A 22,371-nucleotide genomic window follows, 5' to 3' on the forward strand; every position below is an offset into this window, starting at 1 on the left:
CTGTCTCTATTTGCCCCAATGCGTTTATACCTCTCCGCGCTTCAGTTTAGCCTTTTCGTATTCCTTAGTGCGTTGCCGCTGCTGGCCCATGCGCAACAGCGCTTTACTCTGAGTGGCGTCGTGCGCTCGGCGGCCGACCGTAGCGTGTTGCCGGGGGCCTCGGTGGCCGTGCCCGCACTCGGTACCGGCGTCACGGCCGATTCGGCGGGCTTTTATTCCCTGACCTTGCCGGCGGGCCGCCACCAGTTGGCTATTTCCTTTATCGGCTACCAGAGCCAGACGCGGGAGTTGAACCTCGTGAAGTCGCAGCGCCTTTCTTTTAGCCTGCCCGAAGCCAGCAACGAGCTGGGCGAGGTCGTGATTGAGGGCACCGGCACGCTGGAACAGAAGCTCCAAACCACCCAAATGAGTGTAGAGCACCTCAACGCCCGCGACGCCAAGCTGCTGCCGGCGCTGTTTGGGGAAGTGGACTTGTTGAAAACGCTGCAGCTTAAGCCTGGCGTGCAAAACGGTGGCGAAGGCACCAGCGGACTGTTTGTGCGCGGCGGCTCGGCCGACCAGAACTTGTTTCTGCTGGATGATGCCCTGGTGTATAACCCGTCCCACCTGTTTGGGCTGTTTTCGGTATTTAACTCCGACGCTATCCAGAGTGTGGACCTCTACAAGGGCGGGTTTCCGGCGCAGTACGGTGGCCGGCTTTCGTCGGTGGTGGATGTAAAGACCCGGGACGGTAATGCGCAGAAGTTCGGCGTGAGTGGCGGGCTGGGCCTTATTTCGTCGCGCCTGACGGTGGAAGGCCCCATTGTAAAGGATAAAGGCTCGTTTGTGCTGTCGGGCCGGCGCACGTATTTCGACGTGTTTACCCGCCAGATCAACAAGCTCAACGAGGATACGGAGGATTACAACCCCATTCCCGACTACTATTTCTACGATTTCAACGCCAAGGCCAACTACAAACTCGGCGAGAAAGACCAGCTTTTCCTGACCGGTTACTACGGCCGTGACGTTTTCGGCTTCAACAGCACCGGGGGCTTCAACTTCGACTTTACCTGGGGCAACACTGTGGGCTCGTTGCGCTGGAGCCACGCCTTTTCGCCCAAGCTGTTTCTGAATACCACCGTTTCGACGACGCGCTACCAGTATCAGATTGCCAACAAACTCGACCAGTTCGGCTTCAGTCTGTCGTCGGAAATCCGCGACTACGCCGTGCGCTCCGACCTCGACTACCTGCTCAACGACAAGCACACCATCAAGCTCGGCGTGAGTGCCACAAATCACCGCTTCAACGTGGGCCGCCTGTCGGCCAGCAGTACCGATGGCAGCCTGAATATCGGCTCCGAAACAGTGTATACCGGCCAGGAAGCCTCGGCCTACGCCTCCGACAACTTCAAGGTGAGTGATAAGCTGCAGTTCGACTACGGCCTGCGCCTCACCGGCTTCCAGAGCGGTACCGACCGGTTTGCGGCCCTCGAGCCCCGGGGCGCGCTGCGCTACTCACTCACACCTAAAACCTCGCTCAAGGCCAGCTACGCCATGATGTACCAGTATGTGCACCTGGTCAGCAATTCGGGGGCCTCGCTGCCCACCGACATCTGGTACCCGTCGCGCCTGAACGTGAAGCCCCAACGCTCCCAGCAGGTAGCAACTGGCGTGAGCTTCCTGCTGGGCCAGGGCAAATATCTGCTCACCAACGAGGTGTATTACAAATGGGCCCGCAACCAGGTAGATTTCCGCGACGGAGCCCAGCTGTTCGGCAATTCCGACCTCGACGCGGAGTTCCTCTTCGGCAAGGGCTGGGCCTACGGCAACGAGCTGTACCTGGAGAAGAAAGCGGGCCGCACCACGGGCTGGGTAGGTTATTCCCTGGCCTGGACCCAGCGGCAGTTTCCGGTGCAGCGCGGCAGCAGCGGCGTAAACAACGGCAAGGTATTTTACCCCACCTACGACCGGCGGCACAACATCACGGTGGTGGGGCTGCACCAGCTCAACACGCGCATCAACCTGACTGCCTCATTCGTCTTTACCTCCGGCGCGCCTACTACACTGCCCTCGGGCCGCTTTCTGCTCCAAGACATTTTCGGCGACGATGTGGAAGCCGTGCCGATTTACCCCGACCGCAACACCTACCGCATGGCCTCCTACCACCGCATCGACCTGGGCATGGTGTACAAGCTGCGGCCCAAGCACGGCGAGTCGGACCTGACTTTCTCAGTGTATAACGCCTACAACCGGCGCAACCCCTACTTCATCTACTTCGAGCAGGTGCGTAACAAGGAAACCGGTGACGTAACCAATTTCCGGGCGCGGCAGGTTTCTTTATTTCCGGTTATTCCCTCGGTGACGTATAACTTTAAGTTCTAAGCCTTTCCGGTGTTTTCGCGGGGCCTATATCTATGACTTGCCTTCTTCCCTTGACGTATACTCTTCTTAAATCCCTGCGGTGCGGTGCCGTGGCGGGCCTGCTGTGCTTGATTTTCACGGGCTGCAACCTGCAGAAAGACATTGATGTGGAGCTGCCCGCCGTGCCCTCACAGCTGGTAGTAGAGTGCTACCTGGAGCCCGGCCAGGTGCCCCGCCTCACGGTGAGCGAAACCGTGCCCTACCTGAGCAGCCCCACTCCTACTCTGCTCACCGACGTATCGGTGGTACTTACGCTGCCCTCGGGTCAGAAAGAAGCCTTCCGCTTTACGCCCGGCCTCGATACGCTGACCCAGAAATTCTTTACCCATAAAGGCAAAAATCCATTGGTGGCCAAACCCGGTGACACCTTCAAGCTTGACGTGCAGGACACTCAGGGCCGCCACGTAACGGGCACGGCCACTATGCCGGCTCTGGTTCCGATTGACTCCATCCGCTGGAAATTCAACGATAAGTCGACCGAGGAGCGGCGGGCCTACCTGCTGGTGAAATTCCAGGACCCGGCCGCCACCGCCGACTTCTACCGCCTTCAGATTCACAAGGACAGCATTTCGAAGGACCCCAACCGCGACTTCGAGCTCGATGACCGCCTCACTAACGGGCAGCTCATGACCCTGGGCACCAGCTACCGGTATTCCACCAACGATACGCTGCTGGTCACGCTCTACCACATCGACCAGCCCTACTACCGGTTTCTGCAGTCGGTGAATGATGCCCAGAACGCCAACGGCAACCCCTTCGCCCAGCCCGCCGCCGTGCGCTCCACCGTCGAGGGCGGTGTGGGCGTCTTCACGATTCTGAGCTATAACCGTAAGCAGGTTATTGTGCGGTGATAGTTGTTTGTTATCAGTTGTTAATTGTCAGTTGTCAGTGCGGTGCTTAATCCTACTAACAACCGACAACTAACAACTAACAACTAACAACTAACAACTAAACCTATTGCCGCTCCAGCACCGCTTTGAGCAAAGCCGTGAGGCGGGGCTCAGCTTCGGCCGCTACCCGCAGAATATCAGCAATGGCGACGCGCTTGAGCTTACCGGGCGAGCATAAATCGGTGATGACGGAAATGGCCAGCACCGGCAGGCCCGCATGTACGGCGGCAATAACCTCGGGCACGGTGCTCATGCCCACCGCGTCGGCCCCGATAGTGCGCAGGTAGCGGTATTCGGCGGGCGTTTCGAGCATGGGGCCGGGCAGGCTGGCGTACACGCCGCGCCGCACTTTGTGGGCAAAGCCCAGAGCCTGGGCCGCGTCCTGGGCCTGGGTAAGCAGGGCGTGGTCGTAGGGCTCCAGCATATCGGGAAAGCGCGGGCCCAATTCGTCGAGGTTGCGGCCCACCAGCGGGTTGGTCGGCTGCAGGTTGATGTGGTCCTCAATCAGCATCAGGTCGCCGTAGTCGTAGTCGGGGTTCAGGCCGCCGCTGGCATTGCTCACAAACAGCTTCTGAATGCCCAGCAGCTTCATTACGCGCACCGGAAACACCACCTGCGGCATGCTGTAGCCCTCGTAATAGTGAAAGCGCCCCTGCATAACGAGCACCCGGCGGCCGGCCAGCGTACCGGCCAGCAAATTGCCCGAGTGGCTTTCGACCGTGGAAACCGGGAAGTGCGGAATATCGGCGTAGGGCAGCGTGAAGGCAATATCGATATCGTGGACCAGGGCGCCCAGGCCGGTGCCGAGGATGATACCAAATTCGGGCTGAAAGTCGCCGATGCGTTGACGAACATGGGCGGCGGCTTCTTGGAGTTGTTGCATGCAGGTGTTGTTAGGGCCGCAAGGTAGTGCTTGCGCCAGGAGTTTGTAATGAGCGGGGTTGACTTGGGGTTCAAACAATTCTGGCCAAACAATTTAAATTGTTTGGCCAGAATTGTTTGAACCGTCCGAAGTCGGAATACTTACCGCACGTTCAGCTCAAACGGCAGCCGGGCCTGCACGCCGGTCATGGTCGAGAGCTTCTTGTACTGCTCGTATACGGGGTAGAGCGGGCCCATTTCCTCGCGCACGAAATGCATGCGGGCTTCTTCACTGATGCCGCTGAACACGTTTTCGAGCATATTCTTCTGGCGCGGCAGGCGCTGAATTTTATAGTCGCTGGGCTCCAGGTTGGCGCGGCGGGCCGCAATGCGCAGGGCATCATCAAACGAGCCGAGCACGTCCACGAGGCCCCGCTCCTTGGCTTCGGCGCCCGACCATACCCGGCCCGAAGCGAAGCGCCGCAGCCGTTCGACGGGCATGTGGCGGCCCTGGGCGGCTTTGGTGGTGAAGTCGGCGTAGATGCGGTTTACCTCATTCTGAAACTGCTGCTTCTCGTAGGCCGACAGTGGCCGGGTGATGGTCGGAAAGTCCGAGAACTTGCCCGTCGTAACCCGGTCGGTGGTGATGCCGAGCTTGTCGCGCAGCAGGGGCTCGATGTTGGGCAACACCCCAAACACGCCAATGCTGCCGGTAATAGTGCTAGGCTGGGCCACAATGGTGTCGCAGGCCATGGCAATCATGTAGCCGCCCGAGGCCGCCACGTCCGACATAGAGCAGATAATGGGCTTCACCTGTTTGGTGAGGGCCACTTCGCGATAAATGATGTCAGAAGCCAAAGATGAGCCGCCGGGCGAATTCACGCGCAGCACCACAGCCTTCACCTTGTCGTCGAGGCGGGCCTGGCGGATGGCCTCAGCGAAGCGGGTGCTGCCGATGCTGCCGTTGCCGCCCTTACCCGTCACGATGTCGCCCTCGGCGTAGATGACGGCAATGCGGTTGTCGCTGCTGCTCTCGTCGTCATCATCGGCCGATTTGGTGTAGTCCGACAAGCCCACGAGGCTGAGCTTTTTGTCTTTGGCCACGCCCACTTTGCCCTTCATGTAGTCGAGGGCCTGGTCGTAGTAGCCCAGGTTGGTCACGAGGCCGTAGCGCTTGGCATCCTCGGCGTTGTGTACCAGCGTCGAGTCGTTGATGACCTTGAGGCGGGCGGGGTCAATCTTGCGCGACTTGGCCACGTGGGCCAGCATGAAGTCGTTGAGCGAGTTGAGGAACGAGGAGGTCTGCAGGCGGGCAGAGTCCGACATACTGTCGCGGAAAAACGGCTCGACGGCGCTTTTAAACGAGCCCACGCGGAAGATCTGGGCATCGATACCGGCCTTCTCGAACAGGTTCTTGTAGTACATCGTCTCGGAGCTGGCCCCGTTGAATTCGAGCGTGCCCTGCGGATTGAGGTAGATTTTGTTGGCTACCGAAGCCAGGTAGTAGCTACCCTCCGACTGCGCGTCGGCGTAGGACACGATAAACTTGCCCGACTTCTTGAAGTCGAGCAGGGCCTCGCGGATTTCCTCCAGTGAGGCGCGGCCGGCCTGTACCAGCTCCACGTTCAGGAAAATGCCCTTGATGTCGCCGTCGTTCTTGGCCCGCTTGATGCTGGCCTTGATGTTGTCGAGCCCGATGTTATCGGCCTGGCTGCTAAACAAAGCCCCCAGCGACTCGCGGCTTTCGCGCTCGTCAATCGGCTTGTCGAGCTTAAGCTCCAGCACCGAATCCTTGGCCACGGTCACGCTGTCGTCGTCGCTGACGGCGGCTACCAGCATACCCAGCCCGATGATGAAGGTGACGAACCCAAACAGGACGAGCCCGGTGAGGGTGGCCAGTACGTATTTCAAAAACTGTCTCATGGGAAAAGGAAAGGAATAGCGCGTTGGATAGTCAACAAATGTAGAAGGCTTTCGGCACTCCTGCATAGAGGCGAAAAACCGGGCCGGGGTTGCCTGTAGCAGTACTGACGAAAGCGGCCCGCCAATATTTTAGGCTGGTGAGTAACGAAACGTCATATCGAGGCATGGGGCGCATCAAGCCGGGGCCGCAGCATCTCGCATGCTGACGTTCAGAAGGTGTTCAACTTTGTCCTAATACCCGTACTTCTGGCCCCACCACTGCTTTAGGCGCTCCTGAATCTTAGTTTCTTGGGCATTGTGGCCGGGCTCGTAGAAGCGCTGGCCGCTCAGGGCGGCGGGCATGAACTCCTGGGCGGCGAAGTTGCCGGCGTAGTCGTGCGAATACTGGTACTCGTCGCCGTAGCCCAGCTCTTTCATGAGCTTGGTGGGCGCGTTGCGCAGCGGAATGGGCACGGGCTGCACGCCCTGCTGGCGCACCAGGGCCCGGGCCGCCCGGATGGCCTTGTAGCTGGCGTTGCTCTTGGGCGAAGTAGCCAGGTACACCACCGTCTGGCCCAGAATAATGTCGCCTTCGGGCATGCCGATAACCGTGACGGCCTGGAAGCAGCTCTGGGCCAGCATCAGGGCGTTGGGGTTGGCCATGCCCACGTCTTCGGAAGCCAGAATGAGCAGGCGGCGGGCAATGAACTTGGGGTCTTCGCCGCCTTCGAGCATTACGGCCAGATAGTAGAGCGCCGCGTTGGGGTCGGAGCCGCGTATACTCTTAATAAAGGCCGAAATGACGTCGTAGTGCATTTCGCCGCCTTTGTCGTAGCGGGCCAGGTTTTGCTGAGCCAGCTGCTGCACCACGGCATCGGTGATGACGATTTCGCCGGTTTTAGCATCCGGCAGGCTCGATTCCACCACGATTTCGAGCAGGTTGAGCAGCTTGCGCGCATCACCACCCGAAATCATGAGCAGCGCCCCATACTCGGCCACGCGCACTTTTTTCTGCTGTAACTTCTCGTCTTCCGCCAGGGCCTTGTCTACCAGCTCGGTCAGCACTTCCTTGCTCAGGGGCTCCAGCACGTACACCTGAGCCCGGCTGAGCACGGCCGGAATCACCTCGAACGACGGATTCTCGGTGGTAGCCCCAATGAGCGTGACGATGCCCTGCTCCACGGCGCCCAGCAGCGCATCCTGCTGCGACTTGCTGAAGCGGTGAATTTCGTCGATAAACAGCACCGTGCCGCGCTGCTTACGGGCCCGCTCTATCACGTCGCGCACGTCTTTTACGCCGGCATTCACGGCGCTGAGGGCCGCAAAGGGCTGACCCAGAGCCTCGGCCAGCAGGTGGGCCAGGGTGGTTTTGCCCACGCCCGGCGGCCCCCACAGGATCAGGGACGGTAGGCGCTTGGCATTCAGGTAGCGCCGCAGCACGCCGTCGGGGCCCACCAGGTGCTGCTGGCCGGCGTATTCGTCGAGGGTGCGGGGGCGGCGGCGCTCGGCCAGGGGCGCGTTGGCCGCCGCGGCGGGCCGGGTAGGCGTGGCCGAAGGTTCGGAGTCGAAAAGGGAGCCGGTAGTAGCCATAGGAAAGGAAACAGCCGGGCCCGCGGCAAAAGCTACGGGCCGGGCAAAGAAGTACGGGATAAAAAGGACGCGTAGGCACCGGAAAACGTTCGGCTGGCCTGTTGATACGCGAATACCACTCAAAGGTCCGCAAAGCTAAAGTTTGCGCTACTACCTTCGCCGCTCATGAAGAATTCTCTCCGCGTCCACGCCGCTTTGTTTATCGTGGCCGTCATCTATGCCGCCAACTACAGCCTTTCCAAAGACGTGATGCCGCACTACATGGGCCCTTTCGGCATCGTGACGCTGCGGATTCTGGGCGCGGCGCTGTTCTTTGCCCTCGTCAGCCGGCTCGTAGCCCCTAAAGACCGTATCCGGGGCCGCGCCGACAATATCCGGGCAATTCTGTGCGGCATTATCGGCATTGGCGGCAACCAGCTGCTGTTCTTTTCGGGCCTGAATTTCACTTCGCCCATCAATGCCTCCCTGCTGCAAACCATTGCCCCGATTGTGGTGGTCGTGGCCTCGGCCGTGCTGCTGGGCGAGAAAATAACCCTGCTGCGGGTGCTGGGCATCGTGCTGGGCGGCATCGGGGCGGCCACCGTTATTCTGAGCCGCACGGCGGGCAATATCGTGTACCCCAATGCCACGCTGGGCAACATCTTTATTCTGCTCAATGCCACGGCTTTCGGGGTGTATTTGGTGCTCGTGACGCCCCTGATGCGCAAATACCACCCCTTCACGGTACTGGCCCGCATTTTCCTGGTGGGGGCCTTCGTGGCCGTGCCCTTCGGCTGGCGTGGCGTGCTGGCCGCCGACTACAGTAGCTTCCCGCTCTACATCTGGGCCGAAATCGTGTACATGATTGTCTGCCTCACGATTCTGGCTTATCTGCTCAACAACTGGGCGCTGAAATACGCCTCGCCGGCTTTGCTGGGCGTGTATATTTACCTGCAACCCATTCTAGCGGTGCTCATTGCCGTGAGTCTGGGCAAAGACCATTTCACCGGGGCGCGGGCCCTGCAGGCCGCGCTGATATTCGGCGGCGTGTTTCTGGTGAGCCGCAAGCCCAAAGCAGCCCCGGCCCCCGCGGATGACGCTATTCCACTAGAGCCGGTGCAGGATTGACGTTCTCATTTAATCCGTAATATCGCACTAGTATTATATAGACGGCCTCATGACTACGCCTAGCTCTACTCCTTACCACCCGGTGCCGGTGCTGGAAACGGCCCGCCTGCTGCTGCGCGGCTATAAGCCCGACGACCTGCCAGCTTTCCTGGCTATGTTTCAGCAGCCAGAGTTTTACCGCTACCTCACCGGCAAGCCGGTAGTAGAAGAGGAAGCTTGGACCACGATTCTGCGCAGCGCGGGCCATTGGGTGCTGCAGGGCTTCGGCTTCTGGGCGGTGGAGGAAAAAGCCACCGGCCGCTTTATCGGCTCCGTCGGCTTCGTGGATCGGAAGCGCGACATCGTACCGGCCATCAATGGGGCCCCGGAAATCGGCTGGGTACTCGACCCCGCCATTCACGGCCGGGGCTACGCCTCCGAAGCCGTGGAAACGGTGCTGGCCTGGGGCGACGCGCATTTCCGGGGCGCCCGCACCGTCTGCATTATGGACCCCGACAACGAGGCTTCCCGTCGCGTGGCCGAGAAGTTTGGCTACCGCGAATACGCCCGCACCACGTACCACGACAAGCCCACGGTGATGCTGGAGCGTGCGGCGCAGCCGCTGCTGTAACGCACAGCTTCGGAGCAAGTGCCCGCGCTATTTGCGTAAATTTGGAGCTAGATTTTATCTATAGCTCCTCCGAATTCTCGCTTTATGCTCTTGTTACGCGGCAGCCTGCTTCTGCTGATTTCCCTGACCGCCACTGTTGCTTTTGGGCAAGCCAAACCGGCCGCCAGTCCGGCCCGGCCCGATACCACTTTGGCAAAAAAATATACCTACACCGAAACAATGCCGGTGTTTCCGGGTGGGCAGCAGCGCATGATGGAGTTGCTCACCGACAGTCTGCGCTACCCGCCCCTGGCCCTGCGCGACCAAGCCCAGGGCAAAGTATTCCTGTCGTTTACCATCGACCCTACCGGCATCATGACCAATATCGTGGTCAAGCAAGGAGTACGGCCTGATCTGGACGCGGAGGCTTTGCGGCTGCTGCGCCGCCTGGTGCCCATCCGGTGGCAGCCAGGCACCCAAAATGGCCGGCCCGTATCGGTGGTGTATACCGTGCCGCTTACTTTCAGCATCAGCAATAAGCTGCAACCACTCGCGCCCGACTCGCTCGACGCGGCGCCCGGTCCGGCCATTGTGCTGCCCACGCGCAGCTGGTCGGCGGGCAGCAAGGCGCTGCCGGCTGATAAGGGCGTGATTTACGGCAGCTTTGTACAGCGGCTGGGCTTCAGCAGCGGCGGCCTGGGCCAGTACGTGCGCCTGCACAACCTGACGACCCATAAAGTAGTGCGCATTCTGGTGAAGCCCGTGATGCGCAGCCGGCCGGAAAACGAGTTTTGCGTAGCCCTGCCACCGGGCCGCTATGCCTTGTATCAGTACGAGTACAACTACGGCTTCGAGCAGGTGCGCAAGCTCCGCAACAGCCCCCCACTGGCCGACACCCGCTACATTTTCGTAGTGCAGCCGGGGCAGCTGCACTACGTCGGCACCTGGGATTTGAGTCAGCCGATGCAGCCCCGTTTCAGCAGCCACAAACCTGAGCTGGACCAGCGCATCGGCGCGGAATACCCGGCCCTGCCGCTGGCCGAAGCTGTGGAAGCACTGCCCAAATAAGTGCCGCATTTTCGCGCTACCAAAGCTTGTTACATCCTTATGCTCAGCAGCAAGAATCCTTCACATAGGTAAATGTCTACAAATCTGATGACCGAATTTCTCCAAAAATTAAAGCTGGTAGATTATTTCACCGCTGAGCTGGAAATTGAGCAAGCTGAATTTGCCGGCAAGCTGCAGAAATCGGTCGACAAGGCTGACATCGGCATGTTCTCGGGTATTGCCGACATTTTTTCCGCGAGTAAAAACCAGTTCAAAGGTTCGGTCGATGGAGCCGGCTTCAGGCTCAAGCGCAAAAGAAAGCTCTTCGACACAACCAGGAGTCTGGCTCTGGCCGAAGGCACTTTTTCGCAGCAGGATCAGCTACTGGTTATTGCCACGAAAGTCAATGGCTTCTCCGGCATGATGATTCCGTATTTTATCTTTTTGCTGATCTTCTACTGCTTATTTGTTGGCGGCTTCTTTCTGATGGCCAGCAGCACGGGCCGGCAGGTAGCGCTTATGCTGCCATTCGTAGCGCTGCACGCGGCCATCATGTTTGGCATTCCCTATTTTATGATGCGCAGAAGCGTGAAACAGATGAAAGCCAACCTGGTGCGCGAGTTCGATGATGCCAGCAGAAAGTAGCGGCCTATGACCGTACAATCAATCACCGAAGAGTGGCGGGTGAAAGTATTTGGGGACAACCTCGGCATAGATGACTACGACACCGAAGCCCTCTTGCCACAGGAAGCCCAAGCCATTATTAGGCAACAGCCGTTTCACCAGTTGGTGAACTGAGGTGACTATACAAAGAAAAAGCCTGGCTTACTCAGCCAGGCTTTTTCTTTCAATCAATCCGAAAGATTACAGGTGAATTACTTCGCCGTAGGCAGCGGCAGCGGCTTCCATGATGGCCTCGCTCATGGTGGGGTGCGGGTGCACCGACTTGATGATTTCGTGGCCGGTGGTTTCGAGCTTGCGGGCTACGACTACCTCGGCAATCATTTCGGTTACGTTGGCGCCAATCATGTGGGCACCGAGCCACTCGCCGTACTTCTTGTCGAAGATGACTTTCACGAAGCCATCCTTGGCACCGGCGGCCGAAGCCTTGCCCGACGCCGAGAAGGGGAATTTGCCGACCAGAATATCCAGGCCTTTGTCGCGGGCTTCTTTCTCAGTGAGGCCGACGCTGGCAATTTCGGGCTGGGCGTAGGTGCAGCCGGGAATGTTCTGGTAGTTGAGCGGCTCGGGGTGGTGGCCGGTAATCTGCTCAACGCAGATGATGCCTTCGGCCGAGGCTACGTGGGCCAGCGCGGGGCCGGGCACGATGTCGCCGATGGCGTAGATGCCGGGCACGGACGTCTGGTAGTAGTCGTCCACGATGACGCGGCCCTTCTCCACCTTGATACCCAACTCTTCCAGGCCCAGGTTTTCGAGGTTCGTGACTACGCCAGCGGCGCTAAGCACGATGTCGCAGGCAATCTGCTGCTCACCCTTGGCCGTTTTCACGGTTACGTTGCAGCCGGCGCCGGCGGTGTCCACTTTGGTTACCTCAGCGGCCGTCATTACCTCGATGCCGATTTTCTTGAAGGACTTCTCCATCTGCCGGCTCACTTCCTCGTCTTCCACGGGCACGATGCGGGGCAGGTATTCCACCACCGTTACCTCCGTGCCCATGGTACGGTAGAAGTAGGCAAACTCGACGCCGATAGCGCCCGAGCCCACGACTACCATCTTCTTGGGCAGCGCGGGCAGCGTCATGGCCTGGCGGTAGCCGATGATTTTCTTGCCGTCAATTGGCAACGCGGGCAGCTCGCGCGAGCGGGCCCCGGTAGCCAGAATGATGTGCTTGGCTTCCACGGTTTCTTTCGAGCCGTCTTCTTTGGTCACCTCCACCTTGCCGGGAGCCAGCAGCTTGCCCACACCCGATACGGTTTCGATTTTATTCTTTTTGAACAGGAAGTTGATGCCCTTGCTCATGCCGTCGGCCACGCCGCGGCTGCGCTTGATAACAGCTTCGAAGTCGAAGCCAGTCTCCCCCACTTTCAGACCGTAGTCCTGGGCGTGCTGGAGGTACTCATACACCTGGGCCGTTTTGAGCAGGGCTTTGGTGGGAATGCAGCCCCAGTTGAGGCAGATTCCGCCGAGCGACTCGCGCTCTACCACGCCTACTTTCAAGCCGAGCTGGGAAGCCCGGATAGCAGCTACGTAGCCTCCGGGGCCGCTGCCGATAACGACCAGGTCGTATTGCAATGCCATATTGGTTTGGGTTTTAGAAAGAGCTGGCACTAACCTGCAAGTCAGGTTAAAATCACCTCTTCTTGTTGCAACTAAAAAGAATCTGCCACTGAGCCTGCGTGGCCCACTATGGTGGGGTAAAGATAAGGAGCGAATCCGTCTTGCCGCACTATGCGCCGCTTTCTGCCGGGCCCGGTTTTCTAACCTCTGCCCGCTGTCCTTGCTCATTCATTCTGCCCAGAGGAAACCTCTTTCTGCCAGGCTTGTTTTTCGGGCTCTTTCCTACTCAGCTGCTTGTGTGCCCACGGCCACACCCGGCCCCCGCCGGCCAGGCGCTTTTTTTGCGCAAAATGGTAACCTCTGCGCCTGCTTCACGTCTACACGCTGAGCACGCCCTACGCCACTTATGCCGGGCTGCCGGCCAGGTTCGTGCGGTGGGTTTTGTTCTGACAGTCTGCTTTTTATAAAATGAAGAAAATCCTACTACACCTCGTAGCCGGTACCGCTACGGTTCTGCTTACCACCCAGTGCGCCTCCACCGCCGAAAATGATACGCCGGGCTCCCGCCGGGCTGTGTCTACGGAAACCTCGGCCGCGCGCCTGCCCACGGCTTCGGCCGTAACGGAGGCCTCGGCCGCTACGGCTGCGCCGGTGGCTACCACCCCCACGGCCAGTACGGCCCCCACGCCGACGATAGTAGAGCCGGCGGCCCGCAAAAACAACGCGGACTACAAAGCCGATATCCGCACGGCCGATGCGGCTCTGAAAGCCAAGCCCAAGGATGCCGAGGCGCTGCTGTTGCGGGCCAAGGCCAAAAGCCACCTGAAAGACTACCGCGAGGCCGTGACGGACTACAACACGGTGCTGCGCCTGAAGCCTACCAACGCCGAAGCCTACTACAACCGGGGCCTCACACGCCTTAAACTCAAGGAATATACGCCCGCCATCAGCGACTTTTCCAAAGCCCTGAAATACCGTCCCGACGATAAGGAGGCCTTTTTCGGCCGGGGCGCGGCTAAGATGCAGCTCTTCAACTTCAAGGGTGCCATTCCGGATTTCAGCAAGGCCATCGGCCTCGACAGCGCCTACGCCGATGCCTGGGAGTACCGCGGCATCAGCTACTCCTCCATCAATAAGCCCAAGGAAGCCAAGCTGGACCTGGAAAAAGCCGCCAAGCTAAACCCCGAAGCCACCAAAAGCCTGCGTCGCTACGCGGGAAAGGAATAGGTATTGGTTGCTGATTGGTGATTATTTTTCGACTCTCCTGCTTCATCTGACGTCCGCAGAGCAAAGGGCCTTCCTCGCCTACCCCACTGCAGGCTTTACCAACGTAAAAAGCCTTTTCCTACTCGTGCGGGAAAGGGCTTTTCACATTTAATGAATCTTGTCACCCAAGTGAGGGAGGTCCTCTGCTGCACTCCATTTCGCTCAGGATGCCAACCGAAAAAACAATCAACTACCAACAAACAACTATCCTCTATTTTCCCCCAAACAACAGCTTCACATAAAACCCCGGCTGGCGGAGCCGCTCGCGCAGATTCAGGTCCAAGAACATACTGGACAGGGTTTCGGCTAGTGTGGCGTTGTTGGCGGCGCGGTTGGCCACGAAGTTGAACAGAGCCGGGAACTGGAGCAGCCGCTGCAGCCAGTAACTCAGGCGCAGTTCCTGGCCCAGGCGGTGGTATACGGCCGCGTCGTACTGCTTCAGGAAAGCGGCGCTGGTATCGTTGGCGGCCAGGGCGCGGGTGGCCCAGTCGGCCGCGTGCCGCCCGCTCACCATGGCGTGGCTGATGCCTTCGCCGGTGAAAGGGTCGATAAGGGAGGCCGCGTCGCCGAGCAGCAAGTACCCTTCTCCCGAAATGGCGCGGCGCTTCGAGCCCAGCGGCAGCCCGAAGCCCCGCACCGGCGTGAGACGCGTGGCCGTGCCAAACCGCTCCTGCAGGGCCGGGTGGGTGGCCAGCATTTCGGCTAGCTTCTCGCGCAGGTTCACTTTTTTGGCCGATACCGCCTGGGTCAGCATGCCCACGCCCACGTTGGCCTGGCCGTTGGGCAAAGGAAAAATCCAGAGGTAGCCGGGCAGAAAGTCCTTGATGAAGTGCAGCTCGATGAAGTTGTCGGGGCTCAGGCCCGTAACGCCTTCGTAGTAGGCCCGCACCCCGGCGCAATGGTGCTCGGGCTCCATTATGCGCCCCCCGATCTGGCGGGCAAAGGCCGACTGCGCCCCATTGGCTACCAGCAGCACGTTGGCCGAGGCTACCGCTTCACCACTAGCGGTGCGCAGCAGCCAACGGCCGTCGGCGGTGCGCTCGTGCTGGGCAATATCGACGCCTTCCAGCAGCTCGATTTCGGGCTTTTGCCGCGCTTCCCGCACCAGAAAGTCGTCGAAGTCGAGGCGCTTGATGACGTGGCCGGCGGGAGCATCGGTAGCGGCATTATACTTGGGCTTGAACGGTACCGAGAGGCGGCGGCCATTAGGCGCGAAAAAGTCGATGCCCCAGGATGGGATTTGCGCGGCCGAGGCCGACAGGCGGCTGAGCACCTCGGGGCCTAGTCGGCGCAGCTCACTGATAACCTTGCCGCTCATACCATCACCGCAGATTTTGTCGCGGGGAAACACGGCCTTGTCGATGAGCAGTACTTGCTGGCCCGCCTTGGCTAGGTGCAGCGCGGCCGTAGCGCCGCCCGGTCCGGCCCCCAGAATACAGATTTCGACGTGGCGCATTTTAATCAGTTGTTAGTTGCTGGTTGTTCGTTGTTCGGCTGTTTGGCACCACGAAGCAAGGGCGAAGATGCGGACTTAATCCTGGTTTTAAGCCATTCTACCGACGCAGCACCCACTAGCTACGTATGCCACAGCCACCGCTTGGCTTTGCGTAAAAACTAACAACGGACAACTAGCAACTAACAACTAGAACCCTATCTTCGCCGCATGACGAAACTGCTCGACGGAAAAGTGGCCCTCATTACGGGTGCTTCCAAAGGAATTGGCCGCGCCATTGCGGTGTATTTCGCCCAGCTTGGGGCTAATGTGGCATTTACTTACCTCTCCAGCGTGGAGAAAGGCCAGCAGCTGGAACAGGAGCTGGCCGCCCACGGCACCAAAATCAAAGGCTTCCGCTCCGATGCCTCCGACTACGCCCAGGCCGAAAAGCTGGTGGAAGACGTGGTAGCCGAGTTCGGCAAGCTCGATATTCTTGTCAACAACGCCGGTATTACCATGGACGGCCTGCTGATGCGCATGAGCGAGCAGCAGTGGGACCAAGTGCTGGCCGTAAACCTGAAGTCGGTATTCAACCTGACTAAGGCCGCCACCAAGCCCATGATGCGCGCCAAAGCCGGCAGCATCATCAACATGACCTCGGTAGTAGGCATCAAGGGCAACGCGGGCCAGGCCAACTACGCCGCTTCCAAAGCCGGTATCATCGGCTTCACCAAGTCGGTAGCCCTGGAGCTGGGCTCGCGCAACATCCGCTGCAACGCCATTGCCCCCGGCTTCATCGAAACTGAAATGACCGGCGAGCTGGACCAGAAAGTGGTGGAAGAGTGGCGCAAAGCCATTCCGCTCAAGCGCGGCGGCACGCCCGAAGACGTGGCCAAAGCCACCGCCTTCCTCGCCTCCGACGACAGCAGCTACATCAGCGGCCAGGTGCTGCAAGTGGATGGCGGCATGCTGACGTAAGAAGCCAAGGTCAGACGAAATCACCACTAATAGCACGTCATGCTGAGCTTGCCGAAGCAGCTCTCCCGCAGTAGTAACTAAATTACTTTGGCGAGAGAGCTGCTTCGGCAAGCTCAGCATGACGTGCTTTTTGATAGGTTATTCCCATTCTCATGAAGCCTCGCCTGCTGCTGTTTCTGCTGCCATTGCTGCTGGTGGCATTTCTGGCCTACCCCCGTCTGCACCGCCGCTACGTGCGCCTGCAGGCCGGCCGCCACGCTGCCACGGTAGTTGCGGACGCCGCGCCCCGCCTCCACGACGGCGACCTTATTTTTCAGACTTCGCAGTCGGCGCAGAGCCAGGCCATTCAGCTGGCTACCAAGTCGCCCTACAGCCACTGCGGCATCCTGTTTCGGCGGGGTCGGGAGTGGCGTGTGTTCGAGGCCGTGCAGCCGGTAAGTGAAACGTCATTGGCCAAGTGGATAGCTCGGGGCAAATACGGCCACTTCGTGGTAAAGCGCCTGCGCGACGCCGAAACCGTGCTGACACCCGCCGTGTTGGAGCGCCTGCAAGCCGCCGGCCGGCAGTACCAGGGCAAGAGTTACGACCTCTATTTCGGCTGGAGCGACGAGCGAATTTACTGCTCGGAGCTGCTCTGGAAGATGTACAAAACTGCCACCGGCCGCGAAATCGGGCAGCTCCAGACCCTGCGCGAGTTTGATTTGAGCCACCCAGCCGTGCAGGCCAAGATGCGGGAGCGGTACGGCAAGAATATTCCGCTGGATGAAAAGGTTATTTCCCCGGTGCGGATGCTGGAGAGTGAAGAGTTAGTGACGGTACGGTAGGGCTGCACAATGGCTAAACAAGCTTCTGCCAGCCCCGCTTTTCAATAGTTCTGACGTTTACTACATCCTTCAAAGTCGCCAGATATTTAGTGAGGCTTAGCAGTTCATTGTCGTCCAGTTGGCCCGTATAAGCCACCGGGTAAATGGCATTGCCATAGTTGCTCAACACCTTGAAAGGCGTATCATCAACTATTAATACCCGTTGCAGATCATACCCTAGCCGCCGCACTTTCTTAAGCCGCTTGGCATATTCATACTGGCTTGAGTAATCGAGATTATAGAATCCAAACTCGTCGGTGTAGGGTACCAAAGCGGGTGTGCAGCGGCTTCTGCCCCAGACAAACTCTAGCTGTATGTCGGCCGGGAATATCTCTTTTACTATTTGCTGCACGTAATCGTCGCTGGCCGACGACCACACGGCGAGCCGGAAATGCTGCGCGCAGTAGCGGATGAATCCATCCAAGTAAGGCCGCTTGTAGACGTAGTAATGGTATAGCTGGAAGTCAAAATCGGGACGCAGCTCTCTGGCAGAAGCGTGAATCAGGGTTTCGTCTAAGTCCAGTATCAGAAGTATTTCTTTACCCACAGCATTCATATCAAGTAATCAAAATTACCCCAATTACTAACGGAACACTATTCATTGCCGAAGCTGTAATTTCGCCAGCAGTACTGCTTTGCGCTGATCTCCCGGCCCAAAGGAGCAACTTCCCGGCTATCTTCGGGGTTCTTAGTGCTCAATTCTTCGCTCTGCCTTTGCTGTCCACCGCTGCTTCTCCCTGGTTAATTCTGCTGTGCCTGGCCGTGGGCGCGGGTTATGCGGCCCTGTTGTATTCGGCTAAAGCTCCCTGGAGCAAGCCGGTAAACTACGCCCTGGCCGCCCTGCGCTTCACGGTGGTGAGCTTTCTGTGCTTTCTGCTGCTCTCGCCCTTCATCAAAACGACCAGCACCACCACCGAAAAGCCCACCATCGTGCTGGCGGTGGATAACTCCCAGTCGGTGGGGCTCTTTACGCCCCCGGCGGTACTAAGCCAGACGACAACTGGCATCGCGCAGCTGGCTACCGCGCTACGTGGCAAGGGCTTCGAGGTCGAAACCCGTACGCTCAGCTCCGGCACCCGCCCGGCCCGGCCCGATTCCCTGCGCTTCCAGGCTCCCGCTTCTGATATTGATGGGCTGCTCACCGGCATCGAGGAAAGTTACGAGGGGCGCAATCTGGCCGGTGTGGTACTCGTCTCGGATGGCATCGTGAATCAGGGCCGCAGCCCGGTGTACTCCGAGTTCCAGTTCCCGATTTACAGCGTGGCCGTGGGCGACACTCTGCCCAAGAAAGACGTGCGCCTGGCCCAACTCACCTACAACCGCGTGGCCTTCAGCGGCAACCGGTTCCCGATTGAGGCCGAAATCGACTACAGCGGCTTTAGCAGCGGGGATGCTTCGGTGCAGCTGCGCGAAAACGGTCGGGTGCTCGAAACCCGCCGCGTGCCGCTCACCGGTAGCCGGCGCAGCCAGAAAACCTCCTTTCTGCTCACGGCCAACGCGCCCGGCAAACACCGCTACGAAGTGGTAGTGCAGCCCCTAGCCGGCGAATTCACGACGCTCAACAACAGCAAAAGTGCCTACCTCGAAGTGGTAAAAGGCAAGCTGCGCGTGCTGCTGGCCGGCGCCGCACCCCACCCCGACCTGAAAGCCCTACGCGCTGCCATTCAGCAAAACGACAACTTCGCCCTGACCACCTACCTGCCCGGTATTACGCCACTGCCGGCCCAAAACTACGACGTGGCTATTCTGCACCAGCTGCCCGCCCAGGGTGGCGTGGGCGCCGAGGTGCTGGCGGCCGTGAAAAGCCGCCGCATCCCGACCTTCTACATCGTGGGGGCTCAGTCCGATTTCAACGCTTACAACTCCTTCGGAACCGGCCTCACCATTACGCCCCGCGGCTCCCAGACCGACGAGGTAACGCCCCTACTGAACCCGGCTTTTTCGCGCTTCACTTTCGAGGAAGACGCGCTACGGCGTTTCGCGGCGTATCCGCCCACGGCCGTGCCCTTTGGAGATTTGCGGGTGAATGGCGGCGCCGAAGTAGCGTTGTACCAGCAGGTGGGCCGGCTCAAAACGCGCAAGCCGCTGCTGGTGCTCGGGGGCGTGCCAGCCCAGCGCCAGGCCACACTGCTCACCGACGGCAGCTGGCAGTGGCGCCTGCAGGAAGCCGCCGACCACAACGACCGGCCCGAGGCCTATGACCGGCTCATCATCCGGACGCTGCAGCTGCTTACGGCCAATGCCAACAAGAAGCGCCTCGACGTATACCCCACCCAGGACGCGTTCAGCACCGCCGACGACGTGACGTTCGGGGCCGAAACCTACAACACTATTTTCGAGCGAATCTACGGCCAGCAAATCAAGCTGGCCCTGACGGATGAGCAGAACCGAACCCGCACCTTCAGCTTTACCAATAGCGAGGATGGTGCCCCGCTGCACCTGGGTGCCCTGCCCGGCGGCCTCTACCGCTACTCGGCCAGCGCCACGCTCGGTGGCCAGCCCCAGCAAGACCGAGGCGAATTGTTAGTGCAGGAGCAGCAGCTCGAAACCCTCGAAGCCCGCGCCGACCATAACCTGCTCTACCAACTGGCCCGTCGCAGCGGCTCGCGCCTGTATTACCCAGGCCAGTTTGCCCAGCTTACCCAGGATATTCAGAAGGCCAACGCCAAGCCCGTGCTCTACACCCAGGAGGATCTGAAGGACCTGATTAACCTGAAATGGCTGTTTTTCCTGCTCCTGGCACTGATTACGGCCGAGTGGGCTACCCGCAAGTATTCGGGCGGCATCTAAATCTGTAACACGAAGTTCCACTTCGCGGGTCGTTGAACGGCAGTCGTGCTTAGTAAACAACGGCTCGCGAAGGGAAACTTCGCGTTACACCCTTTCTTTACTTTTACTATGAAATACGGGTTCTTCTTTCTCGCCTCCCTGCTCATTGCCTGCACTTCCTCGCCCGAAAAGAAGGCCGAGGCCGCCGTGGCCGAATATGTGAGCAACCGCCTCGTCGACCCGCACTACTACCGCCCCGGCCCGTTTGAAACCAAGCCCTACACCCGTCAGGATTCGGTGGCGTATCTGGCCGGCATTGCCCAACTTAATGCGGACAGCACCACCGCCAAACCAGGCACCGCACCGAAAGTAGCGCAAGGCGGCGCGCAGATTGGTACCTTTGTGCGCCACGCCTACCAGGAGCACACCAAAGCCGGCGACATCCGCCGCGACAGTGGCGAGTTTGTGGTATACCCCAGCGGCGAGGTGGTGCAGCTCATTCCAAGTTACCGGCTCGGGCCACGCTAAGTGTGGTGCCCTTTTTTCTGATTTCCCTTACCCCAAGTTTTTACCCTGATGCGCTACGTTCTCGTCAACAAACCCTTCGAAGTTCTCACCCAATTTACCGACGAGAACGGCCGCGCTACGCTCAAGGATTTCGTGCCCGTTCCCGGCGTCTACCCCGTCGGCCGCCTCGACTACGACAGTGAGGGCCTCGTGCTGCTCACCGACGACAAGGGCCTGCAGCACCGTCTCTCGGAGCCCCGCTACAAAGTGCCAAAAACCTACCTGGTGCAAGTAGAAGGCCTGCCCACCGAGGAAGCCCTGGCCAACCTGCGCCGCGGCGTCGACATCAAAACCAGCTACACCGCACCCGCCGAAGCCGAACTGCTGCCCGAGCCGCCCGCCGATATGTGGGAGCGGAGCAAGCCCGTGCGCTTCCGGGCTGCTATTCCTACCTCGTGGCTGAAAATCACGATTTCGCAGGGCATGAACCGGCAGGTGCGCAAGATGACGGCCGCCGTGGGCTTCCCCACCCTGCGCCTCGTGCGCATCCAGATTGCCCACCTGCCCATTGCGGGCCTGGCCCCCGGCCAGTGGCGCGAGCTGACCGAAGCCGAAGCCGCCAAGCTGCGCTCGGCCTACTCGGCCACCAAAATGCCCGGCGAGCGGACTGTAGGCTCAAAAACGGATGCTGCCGCCGCTGCTAAGCCTGCCGGTGCACCCCGGCCCACCGGAACGAAACCAGCTGGAACCCGGCCCGCCGGTGCCCGCCCGGCAGCAGGCAAAGCCACTGGCGCGGGCAAACCAGCCGCAGCCGGCAAAGCTGGCCGCTTCAGCGACTCTGCCGACAAGCCCAAGGGCAAAGGCGGTTTCAAGCCGGCCGGTGGCGGCGCGGGCCGCAAAGCCGGACCCGACCGTAGTGCCGGCGGTGGCCGCAACTCGGGCCGCTAGTGAAGCGGAAGCTGCTCTGGCTGTTGCTGCTGGGTTTGCTGGCAGTCAATGCCGTGGCCTTTCTGCACGCCTGGCGCTTCACCCACTTCACCGACGAGCCCGGCCTACACACCGAGAACCCCGAGCAGCTTTCGGCGCTGGATAAGGCTGTGGTGCTGCTTACGGGCATCAAAAATCCCAAGCCGCGCAACAACGCGGTGCCGGCCTTTGCTTTTCGAACGGTTTTGATTCCGAGTCCGAATGGCAAGCTGGAAGCCTGGTACAGTCCGGTAGCATCGGCCCGGGGTACCGTGGCGCTGTTTCACGGCTACACCAGCAACAAATCGAAGCTGCTGACCGAGGCGGGCGTGTTTCGCCAGTTGGGTTACTCCGTGCTACTGCTCGATTTTGCCGGCAACGGCGGCTCCGAAGGTTTCCAGACCACAGTGGGCTTCCGCGAGTCGGCGGACGTGGCGGCGGCTTTTGCCTTTCTGCGCCAACAAACCACGGGGCCAATTATTCTATACGGCGCCTCAATGGGCGCCGTAGCTATTCTGCGGGCTGAGAGTGAACTGGGCGTCAAACCCACGGCAAACATTATCGAGTGCCCCTACGGCAGCATGCTCCAAACGGCTGAAAACCGCTTTAGCTCCATGCACGTCCCGGCGTTTCCGATGGCCAATCTGCTCGTATTCTGGGGCGGCGTACAAAACGGCTTCTGGGCCTTCAACCTCGATGCTACTCAATTTGCGCAGCACATTACCACGCCCACGCTGCTCATGTGGGGCGCTGCCGACCCGCGCGTCACCCGCGCCGAAACCGACGCTATTTACGCCGCCCTGCAAGGCCCCAAGCAGCGCCGCGACTTTCCCGGCGTGGGCCACGAGCCGTACTGGCACAAGTCCCCCCAGGAGTGGGAAACGACGATTTCGGGGTTTCTGAAGACGCTATAAAAGAATTTTCTTACCCCTACTGAGGTTTATTACCAACGCGAAAAGCCCT

20 protein-coding genes are annotated in these 22,371 nt (G+C 59.8%); 14 read left to right on the forward strand and 6 right to left on the reverse strand.

The features are described 5' to 3' along the window. Positions 1 to 18 precede the first annotated feature (18 nt). Positions 19 to 2,361, forward strand: coding sequence for a TonB-dependent receptor (locus LGH74_RS09675; RefSeq protein ID WP_226175112.1), 2,343 nt, complete (start codon positions 19 to 21; stop codon positions 2,359 to 2,361). A gap of 50 nt (positions 2,362 to 2,411) precedes the next feature. Beyond that, positions 2,412 to 3,251, forward strand: a complete 840-nt coding sequence (locus LGH74_RS09680) for a DUF4249 domain-containing protein (protein WP_226175114.1) — start codon at positions 2,412 to 2,414, stop codon at positions 3,249 to 3,251. 103 nt (positions 3,252 to 3,354) lie between these two features. Here the strand turns inward: LGH74_RS09680 and LGH74_RS09685 are convergent, their stop codons facing one another. The 3 genes from LGH74_RS09685 to LGH74_RS09695 form a co-directional block, all read right to left on the reverse strand. Then, a complete protein-coding gene (locus LGH74_RS09685) occupies positions 3,355 to 4,173 on the reverse strand; it encodes a purine-nucleoside phosphorylase (protein ID WP_226175116.1) in 819 nt (272 codons plus the stop codon). A 140-nt stretch (positions 4,174 to 4,313) separates the two neighbouring features. Continuing rightward, positions 4,314 to 6,074 carry a signal peptide peptidase SppA gene (gene sppA, locus LGH74_RS09690; RefSeq protein WP_226175118.1) on the reverse strand — a complete coding sequence of 587 codons (1,761 nt, stop codon included), beginning with the start codon at positions 6,072 to 6,074 and terminating at the stop codon, positions 4,314 to 4,316. Positions 6,075 to 6,305: 231 nt separating this feature from the next. Then, the gene (locus LGH74_RS09695; protein ID WP_226175121.1) at positions 6,306 to 7,643 is read right to left on the reverse strand and encodes a replication-associated recombination protein A; all 1,338 of its coding nucleotides are present in this window, start codon (positions 7,641 to 7,643) and stop codon (positions 6,306 to 6,308) included. 165 nt (positions 7,644 to 7,808) lie between these two features. Here LGH74_RS09695 and LGH74_RS09700 point away from each other — a divergent pair, with 165 nt between their 5' ends. The 5 genes from LGH74_RS09700 (at position 7,809) to LGH74_RS09720 (ending at position 11,184) form a co-directional block, all read left to right on the forward strand. Then, positions 7,809 to 8,750, forward strand: coding sequence for a DMT family transporter (locus tag LGH74_RS09700; protein ID WP_226175123.1), 942 nt, complete (start codon positions 7,809 to 7,811; stop codon positions 8,748 to 8,750). Between the two features lie 49 nt (positions 8,751 to 8,799). Beyond that, positions 8,800 to 9,360, forward strand: a complete 561-nt coding sequence (locus LGH74_RS09705) for a GNAT family N-acetyltransferase (protein ID WP_226175124.1) — start codon at positions 8,800 to 8,802, stop codon at positions 9,358 to 9,360. Between the two features lie 84 nt (positions 9,361 to 9,444). Then, complete coding sequence (locus LGH74_RS09710; RefSeq protein ID WP_226175126.1) at positions 9,445 to 10,407, forward strand: energy transducer TonB; 963 nt, start codon at positions 9,445 to 9,447, stop codon at positions 10,405 to 10,407. 87 nt (positions 10,408 to 10,494) lie between these two features. Further along, positions 10,495 to 11,031, forward strand: a complete 537-nt coding sequence (locus LGH74_RS09715; RefSeq protein ID WP_226175128.1) for a hypothetical protein — start codon at positions 10,495 to 10,497, stop codon at positions 11,029 to 11,031. 6 nt (positions 11,032 to 11,037) lie between these two features. After that, on the forward strand, positions 11,038 to 11,184 hold the full coding sequence (locus tag LGH74_RS09720) for a hypothetical protein (protein ID WP_226175130.1): 147 nt from the start codon (positions 11,038 to 11,040) through the stop codon (positions 11,182 to 11,184). A gap of 66 nt (positions 11,185 to 11,250) precedes the next feature. On the opposite strand, the gene lpdA is transcribed toward LGH74_RS09720, so the two are convergent. Next, positions 11,251 to 12,645, reverse strand: a complete 1,395-nt coding sequence (lpdA, locus tag LGH74_RS09725) for a dihydrolipoyl dehydrogenase (RefSeq protein ID WP_226175137.1) — start codon at positions 12,643 to 12,645, stop codon at positions 11,251 to 11,253. Positions 12,646 to 13,092: 447 nt separating this feature from the next. On the opposite strand from lpdA, the gene LGH74_RS09730 reads away from it, so the two are divergent. Continuing rightward, positions 13,093 to 13,851, forward strand: coding sequence for a tetratricopeptide repeat protein (locus LGH74_RS09730; protein ID WP_226175138.1), 759 nt, complete (start codon positions 13,093 to 13,095; stop codon positions 13,849 to 13,851). 250 nt (positions 13,852 to 14,101) lie between these two features. On the opposite strand, the gene LGH74_RS09735 is transcribed toward LGH74_RS09730, so the two are convergent. Continuing rightward, complete coding sequence (locus LGH74_RS09735) at positions 14,102 to 15,346, reverse strand: NAD(P)/FAD-dependent oxidoreductase (RefSeq protein ID WP_226175140.1); 1,245 nt, start codon at positions 15,344 to 15,346, stop codon at positions 14,102 to 14,104. A 207-nt stretch (positions 15,347 to 15,553) separates the two neighbouring features. Here LGH74_RS09735 and fabG point away from each other — a divergent pair, with 207 nt between their 5' ends. Beyond that, complete coding sequence (fabG, locus tag LGH74_RS09740) at positions 15,554 to 16,303, forward strand: 3-oxoacyl-[acyl-carrier-protein] reductase (protein WP_135462973.1); 750 nt, start codon at positions 15,554 to 15,556, stop codon at positions 16,301 to 16,303. Positions 16,304 to 16,455: 152 nt separating this feature from the next. Continuing rightward, positions 16,456 to 17,127 carry a YiiX family permuted papain-like enzyme gene (locus LGH74_RS09745; protein ID WP_226175142.1) on the forward strand — a complete coding sequence of 224 codons (672 nt, stop codon included), beginning with the start codon at positions 16,456 to 16,458 and terminating at the stop codon, positions 17,125 to 17,127. A 13-nt stretch (positions 17,128 to 17,140) separates the two neighbouring features. On the opposite strand, the gene LGH74_RS09750 is transcribed toward LGH74_RS09745, so the two are convergent. Beyond that, entirely contained in the window at positions 17,141 to 17,722 is a 582-nt protein-coding gene (locus LGH74_RS09750; RefSeq protein ID WP_226175144.1) for an NIF family HAD-type phosphatase, read from the reverse strand. Between the two features lie 158 nt (positions 17,723 to 17,880). On the opposite strand from LGH74_RS09750, the gene LGH74_RS09755 reads away from it, so the two are divergent. The 4 genes from LGH74_RS09755 (at position 17,881) to LGH74_RS09770 (ending at position 22,322) form a co-directional block, all read left to right on the forward strand. Further along, positions 17,881 to 19,956 carry a VWA domain-containing protein gene (locus LGH74_RS09755; RefSeq protein WP_226175146.1) on the forward strand — a complete coding sequence of 692 codons (2,076 nt, stop codon included), beginning with the start codon at positions 17,881 to 17,883 and terminating at the stop codon, positions 19,954 to 19,956. A gap of 108 nt (positions 19,957 to 20,064) precedes the next feature. Continuing rightward, positions 20,065 to 20,463 (forward strand): hypothetical protein, encoded by a 399-nt coding sequence (locus LGH74_RS09760; protein ID WP_226175147.1) that lies wholly within the window; start codon positions 20,065 to 20,067, stop codon positions 20,461 to 20,463. A gap of 48 nt (positions 20,464 to 20,511) precedes the next feature. Continuing rightward, a complete protein-coding gene (locus LGH74_RS09765) occupies positions 20,512 to 21,390 on the forward strand; it encodes a pseudouridine synthase (protein ID WP_226175149.1) in 879 nt (292 codons plus the stop codon). Beyond that, the gene (locus LGH74_RS09770; RefSeq protein ID WP_226175151.1) at positions 21,390 to 22,322 is read left to right on the forward strand and encodes an alpha/beta hydrolase; all 933 of its coding nucleotides are present in this window, start codon (positions 21,390 to 21,392) and stop codon (positions 22,320 to 22,322) included. Before LGH74_RS09765 ends, LGH74_RS09770 begins: the two co-directional genes overlap by 1 nt. Positions 22,323 to 22,371 lie beyond the last annotated feature (49 nt).

It is taken from the genome of Hymenobacter lucidus (assembly GCF_020447265.1).
GTDB lineage: Bacteria > Bacteroidota > Bacteroidia > Cytophagales > Hymenobacteraceae > Hymenobacter > Hymenobacter lucidus.

What these genes read in the sequence shown, in the direction of transcription:
- LGH74_RS09730 (WP_226175138.1), top strand. Translation starts at nt 13,093, where the DNA reads ATGAAGAAAATCCTACTACACCTCGTAGCCGGTACCGCTACGGTTCTG.
- LGH74_RS09745 (WP_226175142.1), top strand. Translation starts at nt 16,456, where the DNA reads ATGAAGCCTCGCCTGCTGCTGTTTCTGCTGCCATTGCTGCTGGTGGCA.
- lpdA (WP_226175137.1), bottom strand. Translation starts at nt 12,645, where the DNA reads ATGGCATTGCAATACGACCTGGTCGTTATCGGCAGCGGCCCCGGAGGC.
- LGH74_RS09765 (WP_226175149.1), top strand. Translation starts at nt 20,512, where the DNA reads ATGCGCTACGTTCTCGTCAACAAACCCTTCGAAGTTCTCACCCAATTT.
- LGH74_RS09715 (WP_226175128.1), top strand. Translation starts at nt 10,495, where the DNA reads ATGACCGAATTTCTCCAAAAATTAAAGCTGGTAGATTATTTCACCGCT.
- fabG (WP_135462973.1), top strand. Translation starts at nt 15,554, where the DNA reads ATGACGAAACTGCTCGACGGAAAAGTGGCCCTCATTACGGGTGCTTCC.
- LGH74_RS09760 (WP_226175147.1), top strand. Translation starts at nt 20,065, where the DNA reads ATGAAATACGGGTTCTTCTTTCTCGCCTCCCTGCTCATTGCCTGCACT.
- LGH74_RS09675 (WP_226175112.1), top strand. Translation starts at nt 19, where the DNA reads ATGCGTTTATACCTCTCCGCGCTTCAGTTTAGCCTTTTCGTATTCCTT.
- LGH74_RS09735 (WP_226175140.1), bottom strand. Translation starts at nt 15,346, where the DNA reads ATGCGCCACGTCGAAATCTGTATTCTGGGGGCCGGACCGGGCGGCGCT.
- LGH74_RS09720 (WP_226175130.1), top strand. Translation starts at nt 11,038, where the DNA reads ATGACCGTACAATCAATCACCGAAGAGTGGCGGGTGAAAGTATTTGGG.
- LGH74_RS09710 (WP_226175126.1), top strand. Translation starts at nt 9,445, where the DNA reads ATGCTCTTGTTACGCGGCAGCCTGCTTCTGCTGATTTCCCTGACCGCC.
- LGH74_RS09705 (WP_226175124.1), top strand. Translation starts at nt 8,800, where the DNA reads ATGACTACGCCTAGCTCTACTCCTTACCACCCGGTGCCGGTGCTGGAA.
- LGH74_RS09695 (WP_226175121.1), bottom strand. Translation starts at nt 7,643, where the DNA reads ATGGCTACTACCGGCTCCCTTTTCGACTCCGAACCTTCGGCCACGCCT.
- sppA (WP_226175118.1), bottom strand. Translation starts at nt 6,074, where the DNA reads ATGAGACAGTTTTTGAAATACGTACTGGCCACCCTCACCGGGCTCGTC.
- LGH74_RS09700 (WP_226175123.1), top strand. Translation starts at nt 7,809, where the DNA reads ATGAAGAATTCTCTCCGCGTCCACGCCGCTTTGTTTATCGTGGCCGTC.
- LGH74_RS09685 (WP_226175116.1), bottom strand. Translation starts at nt 4,173, where the DNA reads ATGCAACAACTCCAAGAAGCCGCCGCCCATGTTCGTCAACGCATCGGC.
- LGH74_RS09750 (WP_226175144.1), bottom strand. Translation starts at nt 17,722, where the DNA reads ATGAATGCTGTGGGTAAAGAAATACTTCTGATACTGGACTTAGACGAA.